At 56.4% G+C, this 21,620-nt stretch carries 18 protein-coding genes; 11 read left to right on the top strand and 7 right to left on the bottom strand.

All coding sequences use genetic code 11. The annotated features are described in order from the left end of the window. Positions 1–28: 28 nt before the first annotated feature. The 9 genes from FCN80_RS11515 to FCN80_RS26790 all read left to right on the top strand — a co-directional run bounded on the left by FCN80_RS11515 (position 29) and on the right by FCN80_RS26790 (position 7,674). Positions 29–829: an SDR family NAD(P)-dependent oxidoreductase gene (locus FCN80_RS11515; protein WP_136990306.1), complete on the top strand. Its 801-nt coding sequence runs from the start codon at positions 29–31 to the stop codon at positions 827–829. A 147-nt stretch (positions 830–976) separates the two neighbouring features. Then, the gene (locus FCN80_RS11520) at positions 977–2,101 is read left to right on the top strand and encodes an ABC transporter ATP-binding protein (RefSeq protein WP_136990307.1); all 1,125 of its coding nucleotides are present in this window, start codon (positions 977–979) and stop codon (positions 2,099–2,101) included. 13 nt (positions 2,102–2,114) lie between these two features. Further along, positions 2,115–2,915, top strand: coding sequence for a carbohydrate ABC transporter permease (locus FCN80_RS11525; protein ID WP_136990308.1), 801 nt, complete (start codon positions 2,115–2,117; stop codon positions 2,913–2,915). Positions 2,916–2,970: 55 nt separating this feature from the next. Further along, the gene (locus tag FCN80_RS11530; RefSeq protein ID WP_136990309.1) at positions 2,971–4,245 is read left to right on the top strand and encodes an ABC transporter substrate-binding protein; all 1,275 of its coding nucleotides are present in this window, start codon (positions 2,971–2,973) and stop codon (positions 4,243–4,245) included. A 6-nt stretch (positions 4,246–4,251) separates the two neighbouring features. Beyond that, positions 4,252–5,172 (top strand): carbohydrate ABC transporter permease, encoded by a 921-nt coding sequence (locus tag FCN80_RS11535; RefSeq protein ID WP_230492620.1) that lies wholly within the window; start codon positions 4,252–4,254, stop codon positions 5,170–5,172. A gap of 68 nt (positions 5,173–5,240) precedes the next feature. After that, the gene (locus FCN80_RS11540) at positions 5,241–6,017 is read left to right on the top strand and encodes an inositol monophosphatase family protein (RefSeq protein ID WP_136990310.1); all 777 of its coding nucleotides are present in this window, start codon (positions 5,241–5,243) and stop codon (positions 6,015–6,017) included. 129 nt (positions 6,018–6,146) lie between these two features. Continuing rightward, a complete protein-coding gene (gene cbpA / locus FCN80_RS11545) occupies positions 6,147–7,079 on the top strand; it encodes a curved DNA-binding protein (RefSeq protein WP_136990311.1) in 933 nt (310 codons plus the stop codon). Between the two features lie 6 nt (positions 7,080–7,085). Continuing rightward, complete coding sequence (locus FCN80_RS11550) at positions 7,086–7,388, top strand: chaperone modulator CbpM (RefSeq protein ID WP_136990312.1); 303 nt, start codon at positions 7,086–7,088, stop codon at positions 7,386–7,388. Positions 7,389–7,440: 52 nt separating this feature from the next. Beyond that, positions 7,441–7,674 (top strand): GntT/GntP/DsdX family permease, encoded by a 234-nt coding sequence (locus tag FCN80_RS26790; RefSeq protein ID WP_306767872.1) that lies wholly within the window; start codon positions 7,441–7,443, stop codon positions 7,672–7,674. A 94-nt stretch (positions 7,675–7,768) separates the two neighbouring features. On the opposite strand, the gene FCN80_RS11565 is transcribed toward FCN80_RS26790, so the two are convergent. Beyond that, positions 7,769–8,356: an Ail/Lom family outer membrane beta-barrel protein gene (locus FCN80_RS11565; protein ID WP_136990313.1), complete on the bottom strand. Its 588-nt coding sequence runs from the start codon at positions 8,354–8,356 to the stop codon at positions 7,769–7,771. 675 nt (positions 8,357–9,031) lie between these two features. On the opposite strand from FCN80_RS11565, the gene FCN80_RS11570 reads away from it, so the two are divergent. Continuing rightward, the gene (locus FCN80_RS11570; protein ID WP_136990314.1) at positions 9,032–9,706 is read left to right on the top strand and encodes a TetR/AcrR family transcriptional regulator; all 675 of its coding nucleotides are present in this window, start codon (positions 9,032–9,034) and stop codon (positions 9,704–9,706) included. Between the two features lie 82 nt (positions 9,707–9,788). Here the strand turns inward: FCN80_RS11570 and FCN80_RS11575 are convergent, their stop codons facing one another. The 4 genes from FCN80_RS11575 to FCN80_RS11590 all read right to left on the bottom strand — a co-directional run bounded on the left by FCN80_RS11575 (position 9,789) and on the right by FCN80_RS11590 (position 15,513). After that, positions 9,789–10,364 carry a cytochrome b gene (locus FCN80_RS11575; protein WP_230492622.1) on the bottom strand — a complete coding sequence of 192 codons (576 nt, stop codon included), beginning with the start codon at positions 10,362–10,364 and terminating at the stop codon, positions 9,789–9,791. Positions 10,365–10,829: 465 nt separating this feature from the next. Then, complete coding sequence (locus FCN80_RS11580) at positions 10,830–12,308, bottom strand: Ig-like domain-containing protein (RefSeq protein ID WP_170975373.1); 1,479 nt, start codon at positions 12,306–12,308, stop codon at positions 10,830–10,832. Between the two features lie 267 nt (positions 12,309–12,575). Next, entirely contained in the window at positions 12,576–13,982 is a 1,407-nt protein-coding gene (locus FCN80_RS11585; protein ID WP_136990317.1) for an Ig-like domain-containing protein, read from the bottom strand. A 97-nt stretch (positions 13,983–14,079) separates the two neighbouring features. Further along, complete coding sequence (locus FCN80_RS11590) at positions 14,080–15,513, bottom strand: Ig-like domain-containing protein (protein ID WP_136990318.1); 1,434 nt, start codon at positions 15,511–15,513, stop codon at positions 14,080–14,082. A 513-nt stretch (positions 15,514–16,026) separates the two neighbouring features. Here FCN80_RS11590 and FCN80_RS11595 point away from each other — a divergent pair. Further along, positions 16,027–18,804, top strand: a complete 2,778-nt coding sequence (locus tag FCN80_RS11595; RefSeq protein ID WP_170975374.1) for an inverse autotransporter beta domain-containing protein — start codon at positions 16,027–16,029, stop codon at positions 18,802–18,804. Positions 18,805–19,004: 200 nt separating this feature from the next. Here FCN80_RS11595 and FCN80_RS11600 read toward each other — a convergent pair whose 3' ends face one another. Both FCN80_RS11600 and lsrR read right to left on the bottom strand, forming a co-directional pair. Continuing rightward, a complete protein-coding gene (locus tag FCN80_RS11600; protein WP_136990320.1) occupies positions 19,005–20,531 on the bottom strand; it encodes an autoinducer-2 kinase in 1,527 nt (508 codons plus the stop codon). Between the two features lie 112 nt (positions 20,532–20,643). After that, positions 20,644–21,609, bottom strand: a complete 966-nt coding sequence (lsrR, locus tag FCN80_RS11605) for a transcriptional regulator LsrR (RefSeq protein WP_230492623.1) — start codon at positions 21,607–21,609, stop codon at positions 20,644–20,646. Between the last annotated feature and the right edge of the window lie 11 nt (positions 21,610–21,620).

Consider the following 21,620-nt stretch of genomic DNA (forward strand, 5'->3'; position numbering starts at 1 on the left):
ATGGTACACCCTCTCTAGGAGCCATAACATGACTGATGATAAAGCCCATGCGTGCCGCTATCCCGGCCTGGCGGGGCAAGCCGCCGTCGTCACCGGCGGCGCCGCCGGCATAGGGCGGGCCATCGCCCGGACGCTTTGCGCCCAGGGCGTCCGCGTCGCCATCGCCGACATCAATGAGGCCGCCGCCCAACAGACTGCGGCGGAACTGGGCGGCGAGGCGTTCGGTTTCACCATGGATGTGCGTTCCCGTGAGTCCGTCAGCGCGGGATTCGCCCAGGTCGAACACGTCTTCGGCGGTTTCCAGATTCTGGCGGCCAACGCCGGCGTGTCCACCATGCAGCATGCGCTGGCCATTACCGATGAAGAGTGGGATTTCAATTTCGACGTTAACGCCCGGGGAATCTTCCTGACCAATCAATTGGCGGCCCGCCGGTTCGTCGCCCAGAAGCGGGGGGTGATTGTCAATACCGCCTCCCTGGCGGCCAAAGTGGGCGCGCCGCTGCTGGCCCATTATTCCGCCAGCAAATTCGCTGTGCTGGGATGGACCCAGGCTTTGGCGCGGGAACTGGCGCCCCAGGGGATTCGGGTTAATGCCGTCTGTCCGGGGTTTGTCAAAACCGGCATGCAGTCGCGGGAAATCGAATGGGAGGCCGCCTTGCGTTCGGTAACGCCCGAGAGGGTCATCCAGGACTATATCGCCCAGACCCCGCTGGGCCGGCTGGAAACGCCGGAGGATGTCGCCGACGTGGTGGCTTTTCTCTGTTCGGACGCGGCGCGTTTCATGACCGGCCAGGGCGTCAATGTGACGGGCGGTGTTTACACGGGTTAGCAATCAAACAAAAATCAACATTTATAACACGGGTCAACAAGGTGATGACCCGCTGAATGTGTCCCAACGCCGGCGGTCGCCGTTACGTTGGCAATCGTTTGCGCTTACCGTCGGACCATACGTATGCCGGCGTCGGAGGTAAAGCCCATGGCTTCTATCGAATTGCAGCAGGTTTCCAAAATCTACCACAACAGTCAGTACAGTGTGCGCGATGTCAATCTCAAGATAAAAGACGGCGAATTCGTCATCTTCTTGGGTCCGTCGGGTTGCGGCAAATCCACTACACTGCGCATGATAGCCGGGCTGGAAAGCATTACCTCGGGCGAACTGCGCATTAACGGGGAAAACGTCAACCGGGTGGCGCCGCGTGATCGCAATATCGCGGTGGTTTTTCAGAGCTACGCGCTCTATCCCCATATGACCGTGGCGGAAAATATGGCCTTCGGTTTGAAAATGCGCGGCACGCCCGCTGCCGCCATCCGGGAAAAAGTGGCGGAAACCGCCGCCATGCTGGGGCTGGATCAACTGCTGCATCGTAAGCCCGCCGCCCTGTCCGGCGGCCAGCGACAGCGGGTGGCGCTGGGACGGGCCATTGTCCGCGAGCCCCAGGCCTTTTTGCTGGATGAGCCGTTGTCGAATCTGGACGCGCAGTTGCGCGCCGAGATGCGCACCGAGCTGATAAAACTGCATCGCCGGCTGGGTAAAACCATGATTTACGTCACCCACGATCAGGTTGAGGCCATGACCATGGGCGATCGCATCTGTATCATGCGTGACGGCTGTCTGGAGCAGAGCGGCACGCCGCTCGATGTTTATGCCAACCCCGCCAACACCTTTGTCGCCCGCTTCCTGTCCTCGCCGCCCATTAATCTGATTCCCTGCCGGGTCCGGTCCGAAGCGGAAGGCGTGCTGCTGGAACTGGCCGGCGGACGCCGGTTGAAGACCGCCGATTTCGCCCGGGGACACTATCACCGCCATGACGGTCTGGAAGTGACGCTGGGCATTCGGCCGGAAGATTTTCACGCCCGGCCATTGGCGCCCCATTGGCAACCGCTGCCGTTTCGAGTCGATTCGGTGGAGGCGTTGGGCGCGGAGAATATCGTTGCCGGCAGTATCGATGATGTCCGGATGGTGGCCAGGTTGGACAGGCATACTTTGCCGGCGCCGGGGGATTTGCTGACGTTATATATGGACCCCGACCCGCTGCACCTGTTTGATCGGCAGACCGGCAATGTCTATCCGCGTCCGGCCGCGCCGCCGCTGATTAATTGAGGAGGGGGCGGTTATGTTACGCAAACTGGCGTTGCATCTGGGGCTTATCGTCGCTTGTCTGGCGGTGGCGCTGCCGCCGCTCTGGGCGTTGCGCACCAGCCTTGTGCCGGAATCCATGGCTTACAGCACAGCGGTTTTCCCCGCATTGTCCTTAGAAAATTACCGCGGATTATTGCACGGCGTTGATTTTCTGACCCATTACGGCAACAGCCTGATCGTCGCTTTTTGTTCCGTTGCGCTGGCCATGCCCCTGGCCGCCGCCACCGGCTATGCCTTTGCCAGGTACCGCACCGGCGGTCGCGCGGCGCGTTTCATCATGCTCGCCACGCAAATGTTGCCGGCGGTGGCGCTGGTATTGCCGGCGTTTGCGCTATTGCGCGCCATGGGACTGACCAATTCGCTGCTGGGCCTGACGCTGGTGTACGCCGCGCTGAACCTGCCTTTTCTCACCTGGATCCTGATGGGCTTTTTCGAAGGGATCCCGGTGGACCTGGAGTGGGCGGCGGTCACCGACGGCGCCACGGCCTGGGGGGCCTTTTACCATGTGATTTTGCCGGTCTCGCTGCCTGGACTGGCCGCGGCGGGGGTGCTCGGGTTCATTCTGTCATGGAATGAATTTCTCTTCGCCCTGGTGCTGAGCGGTCCGCAAACGTCCACCATTCCGGTGGCGCTGGCGGCGCTGCAAACCTCCAACGGCGTGCAGATCGGCAAAGTTTCGGCGGGCATTGTGCTGGCTATCCTGCCGCTTATCGTGGCCTCGCATTTTATCCAGCGTTTTATCGTCAAGGGACTGACTTTCGGCAGCGTTAAATAAGCACTCACGCAATGGGCAACCCACTGCGTCACCGCAAACACACAGGAGACCCACCATGTCGTTAATGAAAAAAAGTTTATATTTATCCGGCCTGGCGCTGTTGACCGCCGCCATGCACGTTCAGGCCAAAGAAGTGGTTCTGCGCGCCCTGATGGAGGATGTGCCGGAAACGCATATTATCGAACAAATGTTACCGCAATTTGAAAAACAAACCGGTATCAAGGTGGAATTTGAAAAAATCGGCTACGGCGATATGCACGATAAGCTGGTATCTCAGTTGATTGCGCCGCAAAGCTATTACAATCTCCTGGAAGTGGATTTTCTCTGGGCGGGAGAATTTCCCAACGCGGGATGGCTGACAGATCTGACGCCGATGATGCGAAAGGCCAACTACGACACCTCAAGCTTTATTCCCTCGACGCTCTCACTGCTAAACCACGACAGCGGCCACACGTATATTCTGCCCATGTATAACTATTCCATGGGCCTGATTTACCGCACCGATCTTCTAAAGGATCCGGCGTTGCAAAAACAATACGCGTCCCTGACCGGCAAGCCGCTGGCCTTGCCGCAAACGCTGGATGACTATGTTGCCCTGGCCCGCTTCATCAAAGAGAAAAAACACATCGCCGGGGCGGCAATGCAGGGACAACGGGGCGATCCCAACAGTATGGAGTTTTCCAACTACCTGTTCGCCGCCGGCGGCGAGTACCTCGACGACGACAACCACGTGGTGTTAAACAGCCCCGCGGGTAAAAAGGCGCTGACGCTTTATGTCGACGCCATCCAACACGCCGCGCAGTCTGGCGCGCTGTCGGCCACACTGGACGATACCATGCGTCTGATGTGCAGCGGTCAGGCGTTCAGCATGATTACCTATTGGTGGATGCTGCCGCAACTGGATAACCAGAAAGCCTGCCCGGCGGTGGCGGGTAAGTTGGCTCTGGCGCCAATGCCGGGCGGCCATGGCGAAAGCGGCGGCTGGGGCTGGGGTATTCCGAAGAACGTATCGCCGGAAGAAAAGCAGGCCGCCTGGACGTTTATCCAATGGGTACAGGGCAAACCCATTGCAACGGAGCGGGCGTTGCAAGGCCATGCGCCGGTGAGGACCGATGTCTACCGGGATCCGGCGGTATTGGCCAAGTTCCCCTACTATCAAACCGCGCAGCAGGTGGTGGCCGGCGGTAAATCCTTCCCGATCTTCACCTACTCGGCGCAATACGAAGACGTTCTGGGCACGCAGTTGTCCCAGGTGGCGGGTGGCCAGGGCACGGTGGACGGCGCGTTGGCCCAGGCGGCCGACCAGCTTGAAAAGTTGATGAAAAAGTGAGTGACCATGTTTGCGAAACTGACGGCCGCGCCGATGCGGCGGGGTAAACCCGGCTGGGCCGGGTTCGATCGGTTACGCCTGACCGGTTGGGCATTCGCCTCGCCGGGACTGCTGGCGCTGGCCATTGTCCTGGGTTTCCCGGTCGCCTATGCCGTGGCGCTGGCCTTCTCCTCATTTACCCTGATGCGACCGGCCCTGGCGCCGTTCGCCGGCATTGATAATTTTGTCGCCGTATTGAGTGACGGCGCATTCTGGACGGCGGCCTGGCTAACCATCAAATACTCGGTGATCACCGTGGCCGGCGAGTTTGCGGTCGGCCTCGGCATCGCCCTGATGCTGAACCGGGTCGTCAAAACCCGGCCGATTTACTTCGCCCTACTGACCATCCCGATGGCCATTTCTCCGGTTTGCGTCGCCCTAATCTGGCGGATGTTGCTCCAGCCCAACCTGGGGATCGTGAATCATCTCCTGGAGAGCTGGGGACTGGCCAGAGTGGACTGGCTGGGCGATCCGACCATGGCGTTCTGGAGTATGGCGTTTATCGATATCTGGCAGCAAATGTCGTTTGTGGTGTTGATCCTGGCCGCCGGTCTGGCCGCGCTGCCCGCCGATCCTTATGAAGCGGCGGAAATGGATGGCGCGCGGCGCTGGCAGCAATTTTGGTATATCACGCTGCCTATGTTGCGTCCCGTGGCGGCCATCGCGGTGGTGATTCAATTGATCAATGAGTTGCGTACCTACGATCTGCCGTATGTGCTGACCCGTGGCGGTCCCGGCACCGCCACTGAAGTCTTGAGTTTTTTTGCCTACCGCAGGGCCTTCCTCGGCCTGTCCATTAACGAAGGATCGGCCGCCGCGTTGGTTTTACTGCTTATTGTTCTGGTCATGACGGTGATATTCTTCGCGATGCTGGAGCGTCGCCGCTAGCGCGGGCATTGATTGCGGTTTCCTCCGGCGCATTAGCGTATCGAAGAGCTCAGTGGAGGAAAACAGGCATGTTATCGGAACGATTGGCGACGGCCGTGCGAATTGCCGCCGAAGGCGCCGATTTGGCGCTATGGCATTTCCGGCGACGCGACGAATTGACCTTGAACAGCAAACGCGCCCAGGATTTCGTGTCCGAGGCCGATACGGCGGTAGAGCGCCAGATGCGGGGATGTTTACGGGAATGTTTTCCCGGCGACAATATTATTGGCGAGGAGCTGGGCGGCGAGTGGGACGATTCGCCGAGCTGGGTTATCGACCCTATTGACGGTACGGCCAATTTTCTGCGCGGCTCGCCGCTATGGGGGGTGTCCCTCGGGTTGCTGGTGAAGCGCAAACCGATTATCGGCGTGATTATCCTGCCGGTACTAAACGATGTGATGGCGGCGGAGGCCGGCCAGGGATTGTATCGCAACGGCCAGCCCTATCAGCGGGATAATCGCTACGACACGGTGCAGATGGTGTCGCTGGGGGACAGTCATGACGATGCCCTGTCTGATGCCTCGGCATTTTATGAGGGGCTGCGTCGGGCGCAATGGTCGGTGGAATGCTACCACTGTACCACGGTGGGAATGGTCTTCGCCGCCAAGGGGATAGTCGGCGGCCATCTGCAGCGGCGTACCCATCTCTGGGACATTGCCGGCGGGCTGACAATTTGCGCCGAGGCCGGACTTGAGGTGACGCACGGGATCAACGGCGACGATACCCGCCACATGTCCGTGGCGGCGGGCGTCCCGGCATTACTTCGGGCGGTTAGGCCGCTCTGGCCCGACCTGGCGCCCTGTTGATCGTTCGTTGGGCCGCCGGCGGACTTTCGCGACCGGGTGCGAAGTGCTAAAGTTAACCTTGTTGCGGATATTTCCGTCAGCGGTGTGATCTACCCGCGCCTCCAACTGTAAATATGGCGGTGAAGCTGAATGGATTTTAAAGACTACTATGCCGCGCTGGGTGTCGAACCCACGGCTGATCTCAACACAATCAAAACCGCCTATCGCCGTCTGGCCCGTAAATACCACCCCGATGTCAGCAAGGAACCCGATGCCGAAAGCCGCTTCAAAGACGTCGCGGAAGCCTACGAGGTGCTAAAGGACAGCGCCCGTCGCGCTGAATATGATGAGCTGCGCAAGTACGGGCGGAACGGACGCTTCGAGGCGCCGCCGGGCTGGCAGCCCAGTGGCGGCGGCGATACGGCGGAGGATTTCCAATCGCAGGATTTCTCCGATTTCTTTGCGTCGGTGTTCGGCGCCCATGCCCGCTCGGCGCAGCGCGAACAGTCGCCCAGGCGTGGCCGGGACGTGGAAATCGAGGTGGCGGTATTTCTGGAGGAAACCCTTAAGGAACATCAGCGCACCATCAGTTACCAGCTGCCTGCCGCCGAACCGTTCGGCGGTCGCGGACAGCCCGTCGGCAAGACGCTGAAAGTCAAAATTCCCGCCGGCGTGGCGGATGGCGATCGAATCCGGGTCAAGGGACAAGGACCGGCGGGTCCCGGCGGCGGGCCGAATGGCGATCTATACCTGGTCATCCGCATCGCCCCGCATCCCCTTTTTGATATCGACGGCAACAACCTGCTGGTGACGCTGCCGCTGGCCCCGTGGGAAGCGGCGTTGGGCGCCAAGGTCACGGTACCGACGCTCACCGGCAAGATAACCTTGTCCGTCCCACCCAACAGCCAGACCGGCCAGCAATTGCGCGTTAAGGGCAAGGGATTGCAGGGCAGGCGGGGCGTCGGGGACCTCTACGCCTTAATCAAAGTGGTGATGCCGCCGCAGGCCGATGAGCGGGCGAAAAAGCTCTGGGCCGATATCGCCGCGCAATGCGCGTTCAATCCTCGTGCGCAATGGGAGTGACAGAACATGACCGACGTCAGGGTAACTCTTGAAGTGACGGAATTTTGCCAATATGCCAGTATTTCCCGCGATGAGCTGTTGGAGGTCGTCGCCCTTGGCATTATCGCGCCGAGAGGGGAAGCGGACGACGAATGGCGTTTTGATACGGATGCCTTGGCCGAGATCCGCCGGGCGCAACGATTGCGCCGGGAACTGGAGCTGGATTGGCCCGGCATTGCCCTAGCGGTGGGCCTGCTGGATGATATCCGTCGTCTTAAGGCGGAGAATCGCCGCCTGCGGCAACGGTTGGATCGGTTTTTACTGAAATAATGAATCTGAATTCACCTTCGCTTTTCATCTCCTCGACATTGCGCCAGGCATTCTGGATCAGATCGCCGGTAAAATGACTCGCTGTTTCGGTGAACGGCGCGCGTTTTTGGCATTGGGCGTCGTCGGCCTTATCTGTGCGTTGCCGCTGTTTTTTAAGTGGCGGCGATTTACGGCTTGGCATACCGCCAGGGCATGGACTAAGGAGAAAGTGATGGCGGTGTGCTCGGCGGCGCTGCAACCGGCGGGGATCATCCTGCTGGTGACCGGGGCCGGCGGCGTATTCTAGCAGGTGCTGGTGGATGCCGGCGCTGCGCCGGCCAGGCCCGCAAATAATCACAAGGCAGGGAAAAGAAAAACGCTTATGAACGGATTCAATGAAATCAGAAGCGATAGCCTATCCCAATGTTAAAGGTATTCAGGATGTTTGATTTTTCACCCGTTGCCTTGTACCTGATGCCTTCATAGCCGATATCTATTGCCATATCCTGCCGGGGATTGAACTGCAGGCCGGCCCCAAACAGCATGTTTGCCGATTTTTCACTGTCATGGTAACTGTGCGTTAATGTTTTATCCTGACGATTCTGTTCGTATCCTTGCGATTTGATTTGGGTGTAATTCATCCCCACCAGACCATAGAGGCTGACAAATTCATTAAAACGGTAAGCCGGGCCTACCGAAAAGTTGAAAAGCTTAGTATGTGCATTGTTAATATCAATGTAAGAAAACGTCGCTGTCTGGCTGGACGTTTTACTGCTTAAGTAAGTCAGCGAGGAAATAACGCTAACAGGGCTGTCCCACTCATAGCGATACTTCACATTGACCCCTTTGGGTGTGAAGGGATTACCCTCGTCCTTGACTCTTTCACTTTGCGCATACCCCAGCGATACCGTGTGATGGGTTTCGGCCGCGGCATGGAAACTGTTCCCCAGGGTGGCGCAGGCAAGCAGCGCTAAATAAAGCTTTTTCATTATATTGTCCTTAATTTGGTTACCACTACTATTATTGGTTGGATAAATAAATTAGCTCATCCGAATGCACAATTATCCTCGCGTATTTTCCCTCAAAAATCGGCAATTATTGGACGTGTGGCTGATACTAAATACAATTTCTGGAAAAAGCTCGAAAAAAAATGAACTTCTCTGTAAAAATAGGCGATAAATTTTATTTGTTTAGGAAAGTGTGAGTATGTGGCTTTATTCATTATTTTTTTAAGATTAATGATTAAATATATATTTTGACTACTTCAAGCCGCATTGCGGCGGCAAGGGAGCGGTACATTCGTCGGAGCCCGATTACACCGCACATGACGGGTCTTGAATGAGAGACCGGCGGTCTTTCACCCTCCGCAGGACCTGAAACAACGCATTCAGAGCGCCCAAAAGCCGGTAAATACACTCGCCAGGGCCGGGGGGCCTTTTACCCGGCGCGCCGTAAAACACCCGCCGCGCATCGCGCCGATAGGCCTTGGCGGGCTGGCGGCGGGTTGAGAATCGGGGATAACGCCAACGGACGGGGGGCGTGACACTTTGTGACCTGCGGATAAATTTTGCAATCCCTTCTCGACAGTCAAGGAAGGATTTTTTATAGTGGGCGTTAATTATTCAACTCAATGTCTCACCGACCCATTCGCCAAGAGGAATATCATGAATCCAGAGCAAGTCACGGCATGTCTCAAAAAAGGACGTGGGCGCCCGAAGCAATTCGACCGTGATATCGCTCTGGATAAGGCGCTGGATTTATTCTGGCGTCATGGGTATGAAGCCACTTCCATGTCCGATCTGGTGGAAGCCACCGGCGCCAAGGCGCCGACGCTATATGCCGAATTCGGCAATAAAGAAGGGCTATTCAAAGCGGCGGTGGACCGTTACGTCGCCCGATTCGCCGAGAAGGGCAAAGCCTTGCTGAACCGGCCGGGCAGTACCGTCCATGAGGCCATCGAATGCTTCTTCCGCGCGGCCGCCCACACCTTTACCGATAAGAGCCTGCCTTCCGGCTGTTTCATCATCTGCACCTCGGCGGCGCTTTCCGCGTCTTCCGAGGAAGTGGCCCGTATGCTGAAATGCCGCCATCATTTACAGGAAAATACTCTGCGCGAGTTTTTGCTGGCCAGGCAGTCGCAGGGGGAAATAGACGCACGGCTTCCGGTGGCGGCTTTGGCGAAATACCTGGCCTGCACTTTGCAGGGCATGTCGGTGCAGGCTCGCGATGGCGCTTCGCGGCAGGAACTGGACACCATCGTTTCGGCGCTGATGTCGGTATGGCCGGCGCTGACCCATCTTTCGGCCGAACAACTGCGGCAGGAAACCGCCGAAGCCTGATCCGGCGCCGTCGGTTCGCTCTTTCTGACGGCGAGGCCGGTTATCCGCCACATTCGCCGTCGCACCCACGCCGTTAAAGGTATTACTTTGCCGGCGGCATCATTCTGCGCAGCGTGTCGTCGCGCAACACATAATGATGGTATAAGGCGGCGCAGGCATGCAGACCGGCGAGAAGGATAACGACCCAGGCGGTAAAGGCGTGCAGATTGGCGAATGTCCGGCGCATGAAAGGGTCGACGCCGAAGATATCCGGCACATTGAGCAGGCCGAAGAACGTAAAGGGTTCACCTTGCGCCCAGCGCAGAAGAAAACCGAGCGCGACTTGCGCTACCACCAGCACATATAACGCCCAGTGGGTCATCCTGGCGAGATTGTTCAGGAGGGCGGAGGTGGTCGTCGGGGGAGGCAGGTGTCTTCCGGCGGTGGCCCGCCACAGGATACGCAGCAGTATCACCGCCGCCAAAGCGATGCCGAAAGAGATGTGCAAAGACTGCAATGCCATTCGCCAATAGCTGCCGTGGGGAAAGAAATCCCAGATTTGCGCAATGAGGAAAAGAAAAATCACAATAAACGCTGTCGCCCAGTGCAGGGTAAGGGTAATTTTATCATAACGAGGACTTAACGCGTTGGCGGGTGAAAGGGAGTGGTGTGACATCATTATGTTCCTGTCTTGGATGAAGTATACTCAGTAAACATATCACAAGCTATTTTATTCGGCCTTTTTTAAGAAATCGTTAAGATGTTTGCATATAATAAGTTTTGAAAAGTTAAACGTGTTGGTGCGCACGCCATATCGCTTCATGACATCGCTGTCTTTTTTTACCTTTCCGAGTGAAGGAATAGCGGGTTAGCCGTGATGTATTTTTTCTCAAATATTGGCGCATTGGGCGACTTGGCACGACTTCTCCCTTGTACAGTCCATTAGCGCCTGCGCCTTTTGATACTCCGCTGAGTTTGCAACGGCGGGCTTGACCCTTGCCCTATCGTTGAACGACGCGGACGTCGCGCTGGCTATCGGCATCCATTGGGGCTGGTGTTCATTAAGCGCGTTCTATGAACATAAACCCTCGCTGTAGGCGCGGGCATCCGTTTGCGCCTACAGGGGTAGCTGATATTGAGAGCATTACAAGGTTTTTGGCGGGACGGCGTCCGGCGTTATCTCAATCAAGGCGGACTCCCCGTCAATATCTTGATTCTCTGGCGGTGAAAAACAGGAACAAGAAGCCGAATTGCCGGTGGGGACGTTTTCGGCGCTGTCGTTAATCAGCACGCTGCCGGGTTCGGATAGTGTTGAATAGTAAGGACCATAATCATATACCTCAACATAGCTTTCTCCTATATTGTTACCGCTGTAGTTATAATAGACATCGGCCGCCAGATCACTGCCGTTACCGCTATCGGTGGCCACCGCATCCTCAAGACTGTAAGCCAATAAGGTGTATCTGGCTGGGATACCCGCGGTACAGCTGTTGGTGACGGTACTGACGGCAGCATTAGTGCCGCATTTCCCTGTCGATGAGGGCTGTCGGGTAAGACTGATGTGATAACGGTGATTAAACATAACCTGCACGCCCGCCATGAACTTGTGTATGCCCACATAGCCGCTGAGATAGACTGAATGTGTTGCAACCAACCGGGGATAGGACTGGGCAAATGTCATCAGTGATACCGATGTGACGGTCGGGTCCGACTGCAGGAAACAGGTGACGGTTAAGGTCCCGGCCTCGGTACTGGATATGGCGAGATAGGCATATCCCGCTGAATCGGTATACACCGATGAAGGATAGTCGGCGGGGCCGTTGGCCGAAATCGCCACTATTCTACCCGATACGCCCAGGCCGGTATTGGCGTCGGTCAACATCAACCGAACCGTGTTTTGCGCTACGCCATTGGCGATGGCATTATCACTGAGCAAGGTGCTGGTCAGCACATAATTCGGTGGGGCTGGCGTAAAGGTGAGTTCCGCGGTGTTACTGGCCGGCGGGGTGGTGTTGGTGTTGGCGGTGATCAAGACATTTTCCGCAACCGGATTGGTGACGGTTAACAAGAATTGCCCACTGCCATTGGTCGTGCCATAGGCTACGGCGGGCTTGGCGTTTCCCGTCGCGCTGAAAAAAAGGTAATCGCCTGATTGCGGCTCGCCATTCTCATTAGTCAATGTGTAAAGTATGATATTATCGGAAATACCCGCTTGGGCATTATTTACAATAATTAAGGATTGCAAATTATATTGTACGGCTAATGGGGAAATGGCATTATCTTTCCCAGATAATTCAATGACACGCGATGATGATAGTGTAAAAGTAACATGCTTGGAGTTGATGGATAAACCGGAATCGTCTGTTAGAACGTAGTGTACGGAATTTTTGCCTTTATGCGCGGCCTTTATTGGAATAAGAAAGTAATCAGGATACTGAGATAGACTTTCATCATCTATGACAAAGGTTGTGATGAGAACATTATTGAGAAATAGACGTAGTGTATTCCCTGTCGTCTTATTATTAAGGGGAATACTGACTTTGATGCCTTCGCTGGACGAAATTTCTTCCAACAAAATGTTTCCGCTGATCATTTGCGGCAATAATGGAATAGGCAGATCCATAATTAAGCCTCTTTGATTTTATTTCGCCGAATCTAAAGGTCGCCTTCTCATGGTGGGATAAGAAGCTCGCGGCGAACCTAGGGTAATTTACGGTGGCTGTGATACTTCTGTGGCCGACTACGCGTAATTAACATATTCAGATAACTATCTAATATTACTGAAATCACTAAAATGCATCCGGCGCGGGTCATCGTTTAAGCCAACCTTTGCCGGATGCCGCTTAATATGTCCCGGCCGGTACAGTCGACTGGACATTGCGGGCTTCGCTTATTCCTTTTTTATTTCCTCATCACTGCTGGTGGCAACCTCATCGTCAGCGTTATCGGCATCGATCAATCCGTCTGCTTCAATCTCGCCTTCCTCTGTAGCGCCATCGTTCACCGTTACCGGCAAAGCAAGGGTAGTCGTGTAATAAGGACCGTAGTCCCATACCTGTATCTGCGCTTCGCCAGCGTAGCTGTCTGGATAATAATAATAGCGTTCCGACGTCAGATTCGCCCCGGCACCAGAAGCGATGGCGATAACATCGCTAAGGTCGGTATCCAGAAACGTATAATAACGGCCATAACTTCTACTGCATGTTGAATTGCTGACGGTAAAGGCATAACCTGCTCCGCAATTTTTAACCTGGTAGGGCTGGCGGGAGGGAACGATATGATAATGGTGGTTGACAACAATGTTATAAGGTCCGAGGAATGTTTGCAGACCAATATTGCCCCATAGGTAGTGCGTGTGGGTGCCCATTAATACCGGATAAGAAACGGAAAACATCACGCTCGTTACGGCGTAAACCGTCGTATCGGTTTGCAGGGTTACAGTGATGGCTACGGTACCGACAGTGGTACTGGTCAAGGCGATATAAGCATAACCTTGGCTATCCGTTGACACCAAGCTTGGATAGCTCGCTTGCCCCGCGACCGAGATCAATAAAATCTGACCCGTGACGCCTACGCCGGAATTAGCGTCATAAAGCCTGGCTCGGATGATATTTTGGGCGATATTGTTAGCCGATGCGTTATTGCTGAGAATCTCCAAATCGATTTTATAGTCTGGCGGCGCCTGAGTAAACGTCAATGAGGTAAAAGTAGACACCGAAGGCGTGATGGCCGGTGTCGCTGTGATAAGGACTTGTTCCGCTAGCGGGTTGGTCACGGAAAGTTGATATTGTCCATTGGCGTTGGTTTGGCCGAAAGAAGCGCTCAATACGGCACTGCCAGTGGTTTGAAAAAGCAAGTAGACTCCCGGCTCGATGAGTCCTTCCGGGGTGTATGCCGTGTAGAGGATGATATTCGTTCCACTGACGGCGTGCGCCTCGTTAACAATAACCAGTGCGTCGACGGTATGGTCAACATTACGCGGTTGAATGGCAATACGGAAAATCACTGTCGGAGAAATGGATGAATTACCCACCGCATCGGTGATTGAATAATAAATGCTGTGGCCACCGACCGTCGCCAAAGATTCGGGGATGATGAATAATTTTGGTAGATCGGACGAAGAATTCAAAATGAAACTCTGTATTTCTGTATCATCCCAATAAATCCTGATGTGATCGCCTTGGGTCGCATTATGATACAAAGGAATTTCAACTATTACCCCTTCATCAGTGATCACGCGATCTATGGGAATACTATCATTGATCAATTGTGGTAAAATTGGCGGATTAAGGTTCATGGGACCTCCTTAATATTAAAAATCACACCGTGATATCAACGCGAATAAACACGAAGCATCACGGTGCAGCCATCATTTTTTTATGATAAAAATGAAGTCAATCTCCTTTTTCTACGGCTTTTGCAAGATTGTCCGTATTGTCCATCGGTGCCGTTCCCTCTCCATTGTCCTCTGCCGAGTGCCATTTTTTTTCATCCATCGCCATCGGGACAATGATAGCCTCATCTATTGCCGGGCTGTCTTGGCGCGGTAGATTGAAGGCAGAGCTGTAATAAGGGCCGTAATCCCAAACCTGTATTTCCGCTTCGCCGGCGTGACTGTCTGGATAGTAATAATAGCGTTCCGATGTCAGATTCGCCCCGGCACCGGAAGCAATGGCGATGACATCGCTAAGATTGGTATTTAGAAAAGTATAATAGCGGCCATAATCTCTACTGCATGATGAATTGCTGACGGTAAAGGCATAACCTGTTCCGCAATTCTTAACCTGGTAGGGCTGGCGGGAGGGAACGATATAATAGTGATGATTGATAACAATATTATAAGGTCCAAGGAACGTTTGCAGACCGATATTTCCCCAGAGATAGGCAGTTTGCTTGCCCAGCAGTATTGGATAAGAAACGGCAAAATTCACGCTGGCCGTGGCGAAAACCGACGGATTGGATTGCTGCGTCACAGTGACGGACACGGTTCCGGCGGTGGTGCTGGTCAAGGCGATATAAGCATATCCTTGGCTATCCGTTGACACCAGACTCGGATAGCTCGCTTGGCCGGCGACGGTGACCAGCAATACCTGGCCGGCAATCCCCGCGCCGGTGCCAGCGTTATAAAGCCGGGCGCTTACAATATTCTGCGCAATATTGTTGGCTGGGGCGTTATTGCTCAGAACTGCCGCTTCAATGTTATAGCTTACCGACGCCGGCGTGAAACTTACCACAGTATTATTGACTTTATCTGTGGCGACAGTGGGTGTTGCCGTCACTAAAACACTACCTTGTACATTGCTTGTAATAGATAATTGGTATTGCCCGCGGTCGTTTGTTTGACCGAATGCCGCGCTTAAAGTACCGCCCTGCGATGTGAAAAGCAGATAGGAATTGGCGACGACGCTGTTATTATAATTAAGTGTATAAATGATGATATTTCCGGGCGAGCTGCCCGCTTGCGCATTATCGATGACGACGGTTGAGAGTAAAGTGTAGCCAGTCTCTACCGATCCTTGAACGATGGTTACATTAACAAAAGGAGATGACGCTAAATTTCCTACTGTATCGGTGGAGGTATAATAAACGATATTGTTGCCAACCGCGCCCGCAGAAGACGGAAGCAAAAATATTTTCGGCAAATCCGTTATACTTGTTATGGTATAAGTATCCATCAAATTGCCGTTCCAATATAAACGCACGATATCGCCGACCGACAGATTGCCGTACAGCGGTACTTCAACGATTATGCCATTATCGGTGGTTATCCTTTGCGTGCTGATAACACCATCGGCTTGTTGAGGCAAGACGGGTGGTAGCAAAGCCATACGACCCCCTTTCTTTCAGATAAACGGTTAACTTAGATAAGTTGACGCATCTTAGTCAGTACTGATCATATAACGCGATCAAAAGATATTGACAATGTCCATTTTTAGCAGATTTTCTGCCATAAAAAATAATGCTATTAAAGGAAATATCCTCTGGCGCGTGTGCGAGCCGGGAACGGGAAATGGGCTATTTTCCCGAATATATAACAATCTCATGATTATATTGCATTATCCATATTTCGTGGGGCCGTCAGTCGCCCTTATCAGCTTTAGTCAGAATTCCATCATGAATGTGGCGGTTCAGGTAAGCAGGATAATCCTGTTTAGCCGCGGTGACGGTTTGCGCGGCGCATTTCCTTATCAAATTGTTATCTCAAACGGAACACAGAGAAAATGCCACATAAAGCGAGAACGTCAATTATTGATAAACGACATCAGCAAAAAAATGCCAAAAACGCCGCTCCGCAGGTTTTCCCCTACGCACGCATAATCAGTCGAAATATCTTACTGGCTATGCTAATTCTCCCTGCCAGTCAATTATCCGCCTCGGCACCGCGCTCCTGGCAACCCCAACATGGCGTGGCGGCCATCGAACGATCGGAGGATAACTTAAGCCAGCAGCGGTTAACCGACAATGCGCTGAAAGCCGGCGCTATCCTTAAGGCCAACAACAGCGCGGCCGCCGCGGGGGATATGGCGCTCGACTACGCGACGGGAGAGGCCGCCCAGGCCTTGTCCAGCGAGTTGGGCCGTTTCGGTACCGTCCGGTTGCAGTTCAATACCGATCGGCGCTTTAGACTGGACGGCAGCGCGCTGGATATGTTGTTGCCGCTTTATGACTCCCCGCATGCCTCGTTGTTTACCCAATGGGGTATCCGCAACCAGGATCGACGCAACACCGTCAATATCGGCCTGGGCGTCCGCCGGCAAGTGGACGAATGGCGCTATGGCGCCAACATGTTCCTGGATAACGATTTGACCGGCCGGCATCGGCGGCTGGGATTGGGCGCCGAGGCCTGGACCCATTACCTGAAACTGTCGGCCAATGGGTATGTCGCTCTCTCTGACTGGCGACAGTCCCGCGCGCTGGCCGACTATGACGAGCGTCCCGCCAATGGCTATGATGTCCGGGCCGAGGCCTGGCTGCCGGCTTATCCGCAATGGGGGGGGACAGTCATGTTTGAGCAGTATCACGGCGATGAAGTCGCGCTGTTTTCCGGCCGGCAGCGGCAGAAGAACCCCTATGCCCTGACCGCCGGCGTGAGCTACACCCCGATTCCCCTGGTGACCCTGGGGGGCGATCAGCGCTTTGGCAAGGGCGGCAATGATCTGGGCCTGAATGTGCAAGTCAATTACCGGCTGGGGGAATCGTGGCGGGCGCAGACCGATCCGGCAGCGGTGGCCGGTCGACGTAGCTTGGCCGGACATCGCCACGATTTGGTGGAGCGCAATAACCATCTGGTGCTGGCCTACCGCAAGCAGGAACTGATTCATCTTGCGTTGCCGCAACGGCATACCGGCAAAACCGGCGAACGCGTGCGGGTGGCCGCCAGGGTCGACGCCAAATACGGCTTGGCGCGCATTCAATGGGATAGCCCCGCGCTGCTGGCCGCCGGCGGAACGTTACTCCCGGCGGACAAGGAGAGTGTCATGGTGGTTCTGCCAGCCTATCGGAATCAGAACGATGGCAATCGTTACACCCTGAACGCCATCGCCTATGACCGCCAAGGCAATGCCTCCAACCAGGCGTCGGCCGTGATGCATGTCGAGCCCGGCGGCGCCGTTATCGCGGAGCTGGCGGTGCTGGATAACTACGCTCTGGCGGATGGGCGGGCCGTCAACCGGGTTCAGGCGAGGATTACCGGCGATGACGGAGGGCCGATGGCCGGGCAAACAGTGAACTTTACGGCGGATAACGGCGCCGCCGTGCTCGTGGCCGATGTCGTTACCGACAACGAGGGGTACGCGGCGACCGCCGTCGTGAGTAACGAACCGGGCAACGCGACAATCAGGGCGACGGCGGAGCATGCCAACCGGGATGTCGACGTCATCTTTATCGCGTCTCCCGATGCGGCCATCCTGCTGGATGAGAATCTGACCGTGATCAGGGATAACGCGCTGGCCGATGGACGCGATACCAATGAAATCCAGGCGCGGGTGACCGATGTCCGGGGACGGCCCCTTGCCGGTCAGACGGTGTCATTCGGCCCGGGCGAGGGGAATCCGACGGTAATGGCGACGACGGTCGCCACCGACGCGGACGGCATTGCCCGGGCAACCCTGACCCATACCGTGGCGGGCCGCGCCGAACTTACCGCCCGGGTGGCCTCGGGCGAGAGTGTCAGCCGAACGGTTACCTTCACGGCGGGCCGGGCGAGCCGGATCATGCTTGATACCGTGGCGCATCCCTCTATGCAGCCCATCAATGCCGACAAGGCCATGGTGGCGGATGGCGGCGACAGTTTCTATGCGGTCACCGCCCGGGTAACGGATGACTTCGGCAATGCGGTCGCGGGCGCCGGCGTGCGGTTGTGGGGGAGCGACAACGGACTTAAGCTGTCGGCCGCGGAGGGACAATCCGATCAGGAAGGCAAATTCCCCATCACCGTGAGCAGTGTCCGCGAAGGGACTTTCACCCTGGACGCCGCGTTGGCCGACGGAACGGGAAGGGAAACAACGCCGGTTGCCTTCGTGGTTGTCGACAAGCCCTTTTACGGGGTACGCAATGGCAGCGATTATGTTTATTTCCCCATCGATTTCGGTTTTCCGCAGACGGCGTTCGCCGGCGCCCGATTTTCCATCTACCCGGTGACGGGGACGGATGATCTCGCATCGTTCGACTGGTCAAGTACGGATCCCGGCGCCGTGTCGGTGAATAACGGCATTGTGACCTTCCTGCGCCGCCCCGAAGCGGACGTGGTAATTGAGGCCCGCAAGGCCGGTTATCACTTTTACTATAGCATGTCGGTTGTCAAATGGTTTACCTGGCCGGCCGGCGCGCCGGCGCAAGACTACGCCGGCGCCGTGGCGGCCTGTTCGGCCCTGGGTATGCGCTTGCCCAGACAAGACGGCGCCGCGCGTGATTTGGCCGGTGACGGCCGCGGGCAAACCGGCGGCGCGCTGCGTTCTGAATGGGGGCCGCTGAGCCACTATGGTTTCGACGTGAGCAGACGGTACTGGACCCAATCCCCAAGCCAAAGCTTGATGGTGACTGTTGATTTGGAAGGGGGCACGACCTCGGGGAGCACGGCGACGTCATCTCTGTCCTACGTTTGTATCAACGCCGGATGATTCAAGGGGCTACCGGCAACCTGAATCACCACCCGTGGCGTCAATGGATAACGCGCATGGCAACCCCGTCGCGCAATGCGGGGTGACACAGGCGGGCAGGCGCGGCCGCGCCTGTCTGTCGCTCTTCGCCGGCATACCAGGTGCGCCGTTAAACCCCCTCCTTCAGGACGGGGGATGTCAATGATAGGCGCTGGTATCGCCTACATGCCAGGCGCCTTCCACATTGAGGTGGTTAAACCATGATCCACCAGCGCCAGTTGATCGGCGTATATTGTCTGCCAGTTGATTTTCAACTGAGTATAGAGGCGGTGGTTTTCCTCATCCGGCCGGTATTCCCGCTGCCAGCGCACCAGCCGCTCGCCGGTTTCCCCCAGCGAGGCATACACCCCGGCGCCGACGCCGGCGGCAATAGCGCAGCCCAGGGCGGTGGCTTCTTTCACTTCGGGTACCTTGACCGTCAACCCGGTGACATCGCTTAAGATTTGGCACCAGAGCTTTCCTTTGGCGCCGCCGCCGGCAAAGACCAGTGATTGCGGTCGAACGCCGGAAAAACGTCCGATCTGCTCCAGGTTGCAGGCGGAAACGATGGCGGCGTTTTCCTCCAGGGCGCGAAACAGCGTCTGTTTATTGCAACGCGCCGGATCGATGGACAGGTTGATAAAGGCGGGCGCCGCATGGTACCAAGCCTTAAACCGCATGGCGTCGGAAAAAATCGGCATCACGCCGTAAGAACCGGCCGGAATGCGGGCGGCCATGTCCTCCAGCAGACTGTAGGTATCGATTCCCATCCGTTCGGCGATCAGTTTTTCTTCGCCGCAAAAGGCATCACGGAACCAACGCATGGTCAGACCGGTGAAAAAGCTGATGGATTCGGCCTGCGCCATACCCGGGATAACGTGGGGATTAACCCGGATGTTCATGTCCGGATCGGTAATGGCATCAGGCAAATTCACCACCTGCTGCCAAAACGTGCCGCCCCCCATGACAACCGGCGTGCCGGCCGCCAGACCGCAGTCCCGGGCCGCCGCTTCAGTCATCCGGCCCAGCCGGGCGCCGGTCTCCCGCACCGGCGATAAGATATCGGCGCGCAGGCCGGCCATTTCGAGCAGAGCCGGTTGCCAATCGCGGCTCGTCAGACTGAGCATGCCGGTGGTGCCGGCGTTGGACGGGTCCACCGCCAGTTCGCCGCTGAGCATGTAGGCCAGCCAATCGCTTATCATGGTCAAGGTGCCCGCCCGATGATAAATATCCGGACGATGGTGGGCCAGCCACAATAAACGGGGCATGGCGCCGAGCGCCAATGTTTGTCCCGAACATTGATAGACTTCCCGTTCGAAGCTGAAGTTATGCAACGCTTTCAGCTCGGCCACCTCGCGGCCGGCGCGGGCGTCGACATTGGCGCAGGCCCAGAGCGGAACGCCCTGCCTGTCGTAGAGCACGATGCCCTCGCGCATGGAGCAGGCCGCGACGCCGACGATCCGGCCGGGATCCCTATTGGCGCGGGATAATGCCTGGCGAATGCAATCACACACTAATCGCCAGTTTTTTTCCAGGTCGAAATCCATGGAGCCTGGGATGGCCGGATCGGACACGTGCTGCCATTCCGCCTGGCCGAGGGCAATCTGGGTGCCCTCGGTATCAAAAATCACCGCGCGGAAACTGCCGGTGCCGGCATCCAGCGCCATAAGACAGTCGCCGGATGGGGTAGGGGTGCGGGGTATCGCCATGAATATCGCCTCCGTGTCAATCGCGTCGGGCGCGAGAGAGAAAATGCGGCCAATTACCGTAAAGGGCGCCCCGGACCCGGCCTGATTGCGCGTCAACAGCGGCCGACGACGTTCAGAGCAACGCCAGCACGGCGCGAACCGTGCTTTCTTCGCTGACCAGCGCGTTGATGCGTTGACCCGCCAGCGCCGCCAGAATGGACTCGGCTTTGGCGGGCCCGCCCGCGACGCCGATAACCAGCGGAATGCTTGATAAATCCGTCAGCGATATGCCGATCAGTTCATTGTGGAGGGGCATGGACTCGGCCAGCTCGCCGTCGCGCCGCATAAAATAGCCAAGGATATCGCCCACCGCGCCTTTACGGACGAACAACTGCTGTTCGCCTTCGCTGATGTATCCGGAACGCATAATCGTGGCGTCGTGTTTCTGGCTGAGCGCGCCAATGCCCACTACCGCGATGTCGGCGGCGCAGGCGGTCAGCAGCACGTCGTGTACGCTGCGTTCCCGGCGAAAAATAGCGGCCACGTCGGCGGACGAGGCGCGCAGCGGCGCGGGAATGATACTGACGCCACAGGCCGCGTCCAATTGTCCGATACCGGTCATATAGGGTCCGACCCCGCCCGACAGCGTCACCAGACGAATCTGCTGCGAGCTGATAAAACCGCTCAAGTGCTGAAGGGTACTCATGGCGGTATCGCCGAAACCCACCGCCAGCAATTGTTGCGGCCGCAACCGGGTCATAAGCGCCTGCGCCGCGCCCACGCCGATGCGTTGGTTCATCTCTCCCTGCGGCAACGCGGGCAGCACCCGCGCGAATTGCAGCCCGAACCGTTCGAGTAGTTGATCCTCGAGTTGCAAACAGCCCTCATAGCGCGAATTGATTTGCACCCGTATCAGGCCTGACTGACGGCCCTTCTCCAGCAACCGCGACACCTTGAGGCGGGAAAGCCCCAGCAAATCGCCAATCTCTCCTTGAGTCAGGCCGTCGTGGTAATAGAACCAGGCAATACGCGCCGTCAATTCCTGCTCGGCCATCCCGGTTTCCGTTGGGATGGGGTAATCCGGATTATTTTTAATCATATGGAACACTT

It is taken from the genome of Martelella alba (genome assembly GCF_005217455.1).
Classification (GTDB): domain Bacteria; phylum Pseudomonadota; class Gammaproteobacteria; order Enterobacterales; family Enterobacteriaceae; genus Acerihabitans.

What these genes read in the sequence shown, in the direction of transcription:
- FCN80_RS11585 (WP_136990317.1), bottom strand. Translation starts at nt 13,982, where the DNA reads ATGAACCTTAATCCGCCAATTTTACCACAATTGATCAATGATAGTATT.
- FCN80_RS11525 (WP_136990308.1), top strand. Translation starts at nt 2,115, where the DNA reads ATGTTACGCAAACTGGCGTTGCATCTGGGGCTTATCGTCGCTTGTCTG.
- FCN80_RS11575 (WP_230492622.1), bottom strand. Translation starts at nt 10,364, where the DNA reads ATGATGTCACACCACTCCCTTTCACCCGCCAACGCGTTAAGTCCTCGT.
- FCN80_RS11515 (WP_136990306.1), top strand. Translation starts at nt 29, where the DNA reads ATGACTGATGATAAAGCCCATGCGTGCCGCTATCCCGGCCTGGCGGGG.
- FCN80_RS11550 (WP_136990312.1), top strand. Translation starts at nt 7,086, where the DNA reads ATGACCGACGTCAGGGTAACTCTTGAAGTGACGGAATTTTGCCAATAT.
- FCN80_RS11520 (WP_136990307.1), top strand. Translation starts at nt 977, where the DNA reads ATGGCTTCTATCGAATTGCAGCAGGTTTCCAAAATCTACCACAACAGT.
- FCN80_RS11600 (WP_136990320.1), bottom strand. Translation starts at nt 20,531, where the DNA reads ATGGCGATACCCCGCACCCCTACCCCATCCGGCGACTGTCTTATGGCG.
- lsrR (WP_230492623.1), bottom strand. Translation starts at nt 21,609, where the DNA reads ATGATTAAAAATAATCCGGATTACCCCATCCCAACGGAAACCGGGATG.
- FCN80_RS11595 (WP_170975374.1), top strand. Translation starts at nt 16,027, where the DNA reads ATGCTAATTCTCCCTGCCAGTCAATTATCCGCCTCGGCACCGCGCTCC.
- FCN80_RS11580 (WP_170975373.1), bottom strand. Translation starts at nt 12,308, where the DNA reads ATGGATCTGCCTATTCCATTATTGCCGCAAATGATCAGCGGAAACATT.
- cbpA (WP_136990311.1), top strand. Translation starts at nt 6,147, where the DNA reads ATGGATTTTAAAGACTACTATGCCGCGCTGGGTGTCGAACCCACGGCT.
- FCN80_RS11535 (WP_230492620.1), top strand. Translation starts at nt 4,252, where the DNA reads ATGTTTGCGAAACTGACGGCCGCGCCGATGCGGCGGGGTAAACCCGGC.
- FCN80_RS11565 (WP_136990313.1), bottom strand. Translation starts at nt 8,356, where the DNA reads ATGAAAAAGCTTTATTTAGCGCTGCTTGCCTGCGCCACCCTGGGGAAC.
- FCN80_RS11570 (WP_136990314.1), top strand. Translation starts at nt 9,032, where the DNA reads ATGAATCCAGAGCAAGTCACGGCATGTCTCAAAAAAGGACGTGGGCGC.
- FCN80_RS11530 (WP_136990309.1), top strand. Translation starts at nt 2,971, where the DNA reads ATGTCGTTAATGAAAAAAAGTTTATATTTATCCGGCCTGGCGCTGTTG.
- FCN80_RS11540 (WP_136990310.1), top strand. Translation starts at nt 5,241, where the DNA reads ATGTTATCGGAACGATTGGCGACGGCCGTGCGAATTGCCGCCGAAGGC.
- FCN80_RS11590 (WP_136990318.1), bottom strand. Translation starts at nt 15,513, where the DNA reads ATGGCTTTGCTACCACCCGTCTTGCCTCAACAAGCCGATGGTGTTATC.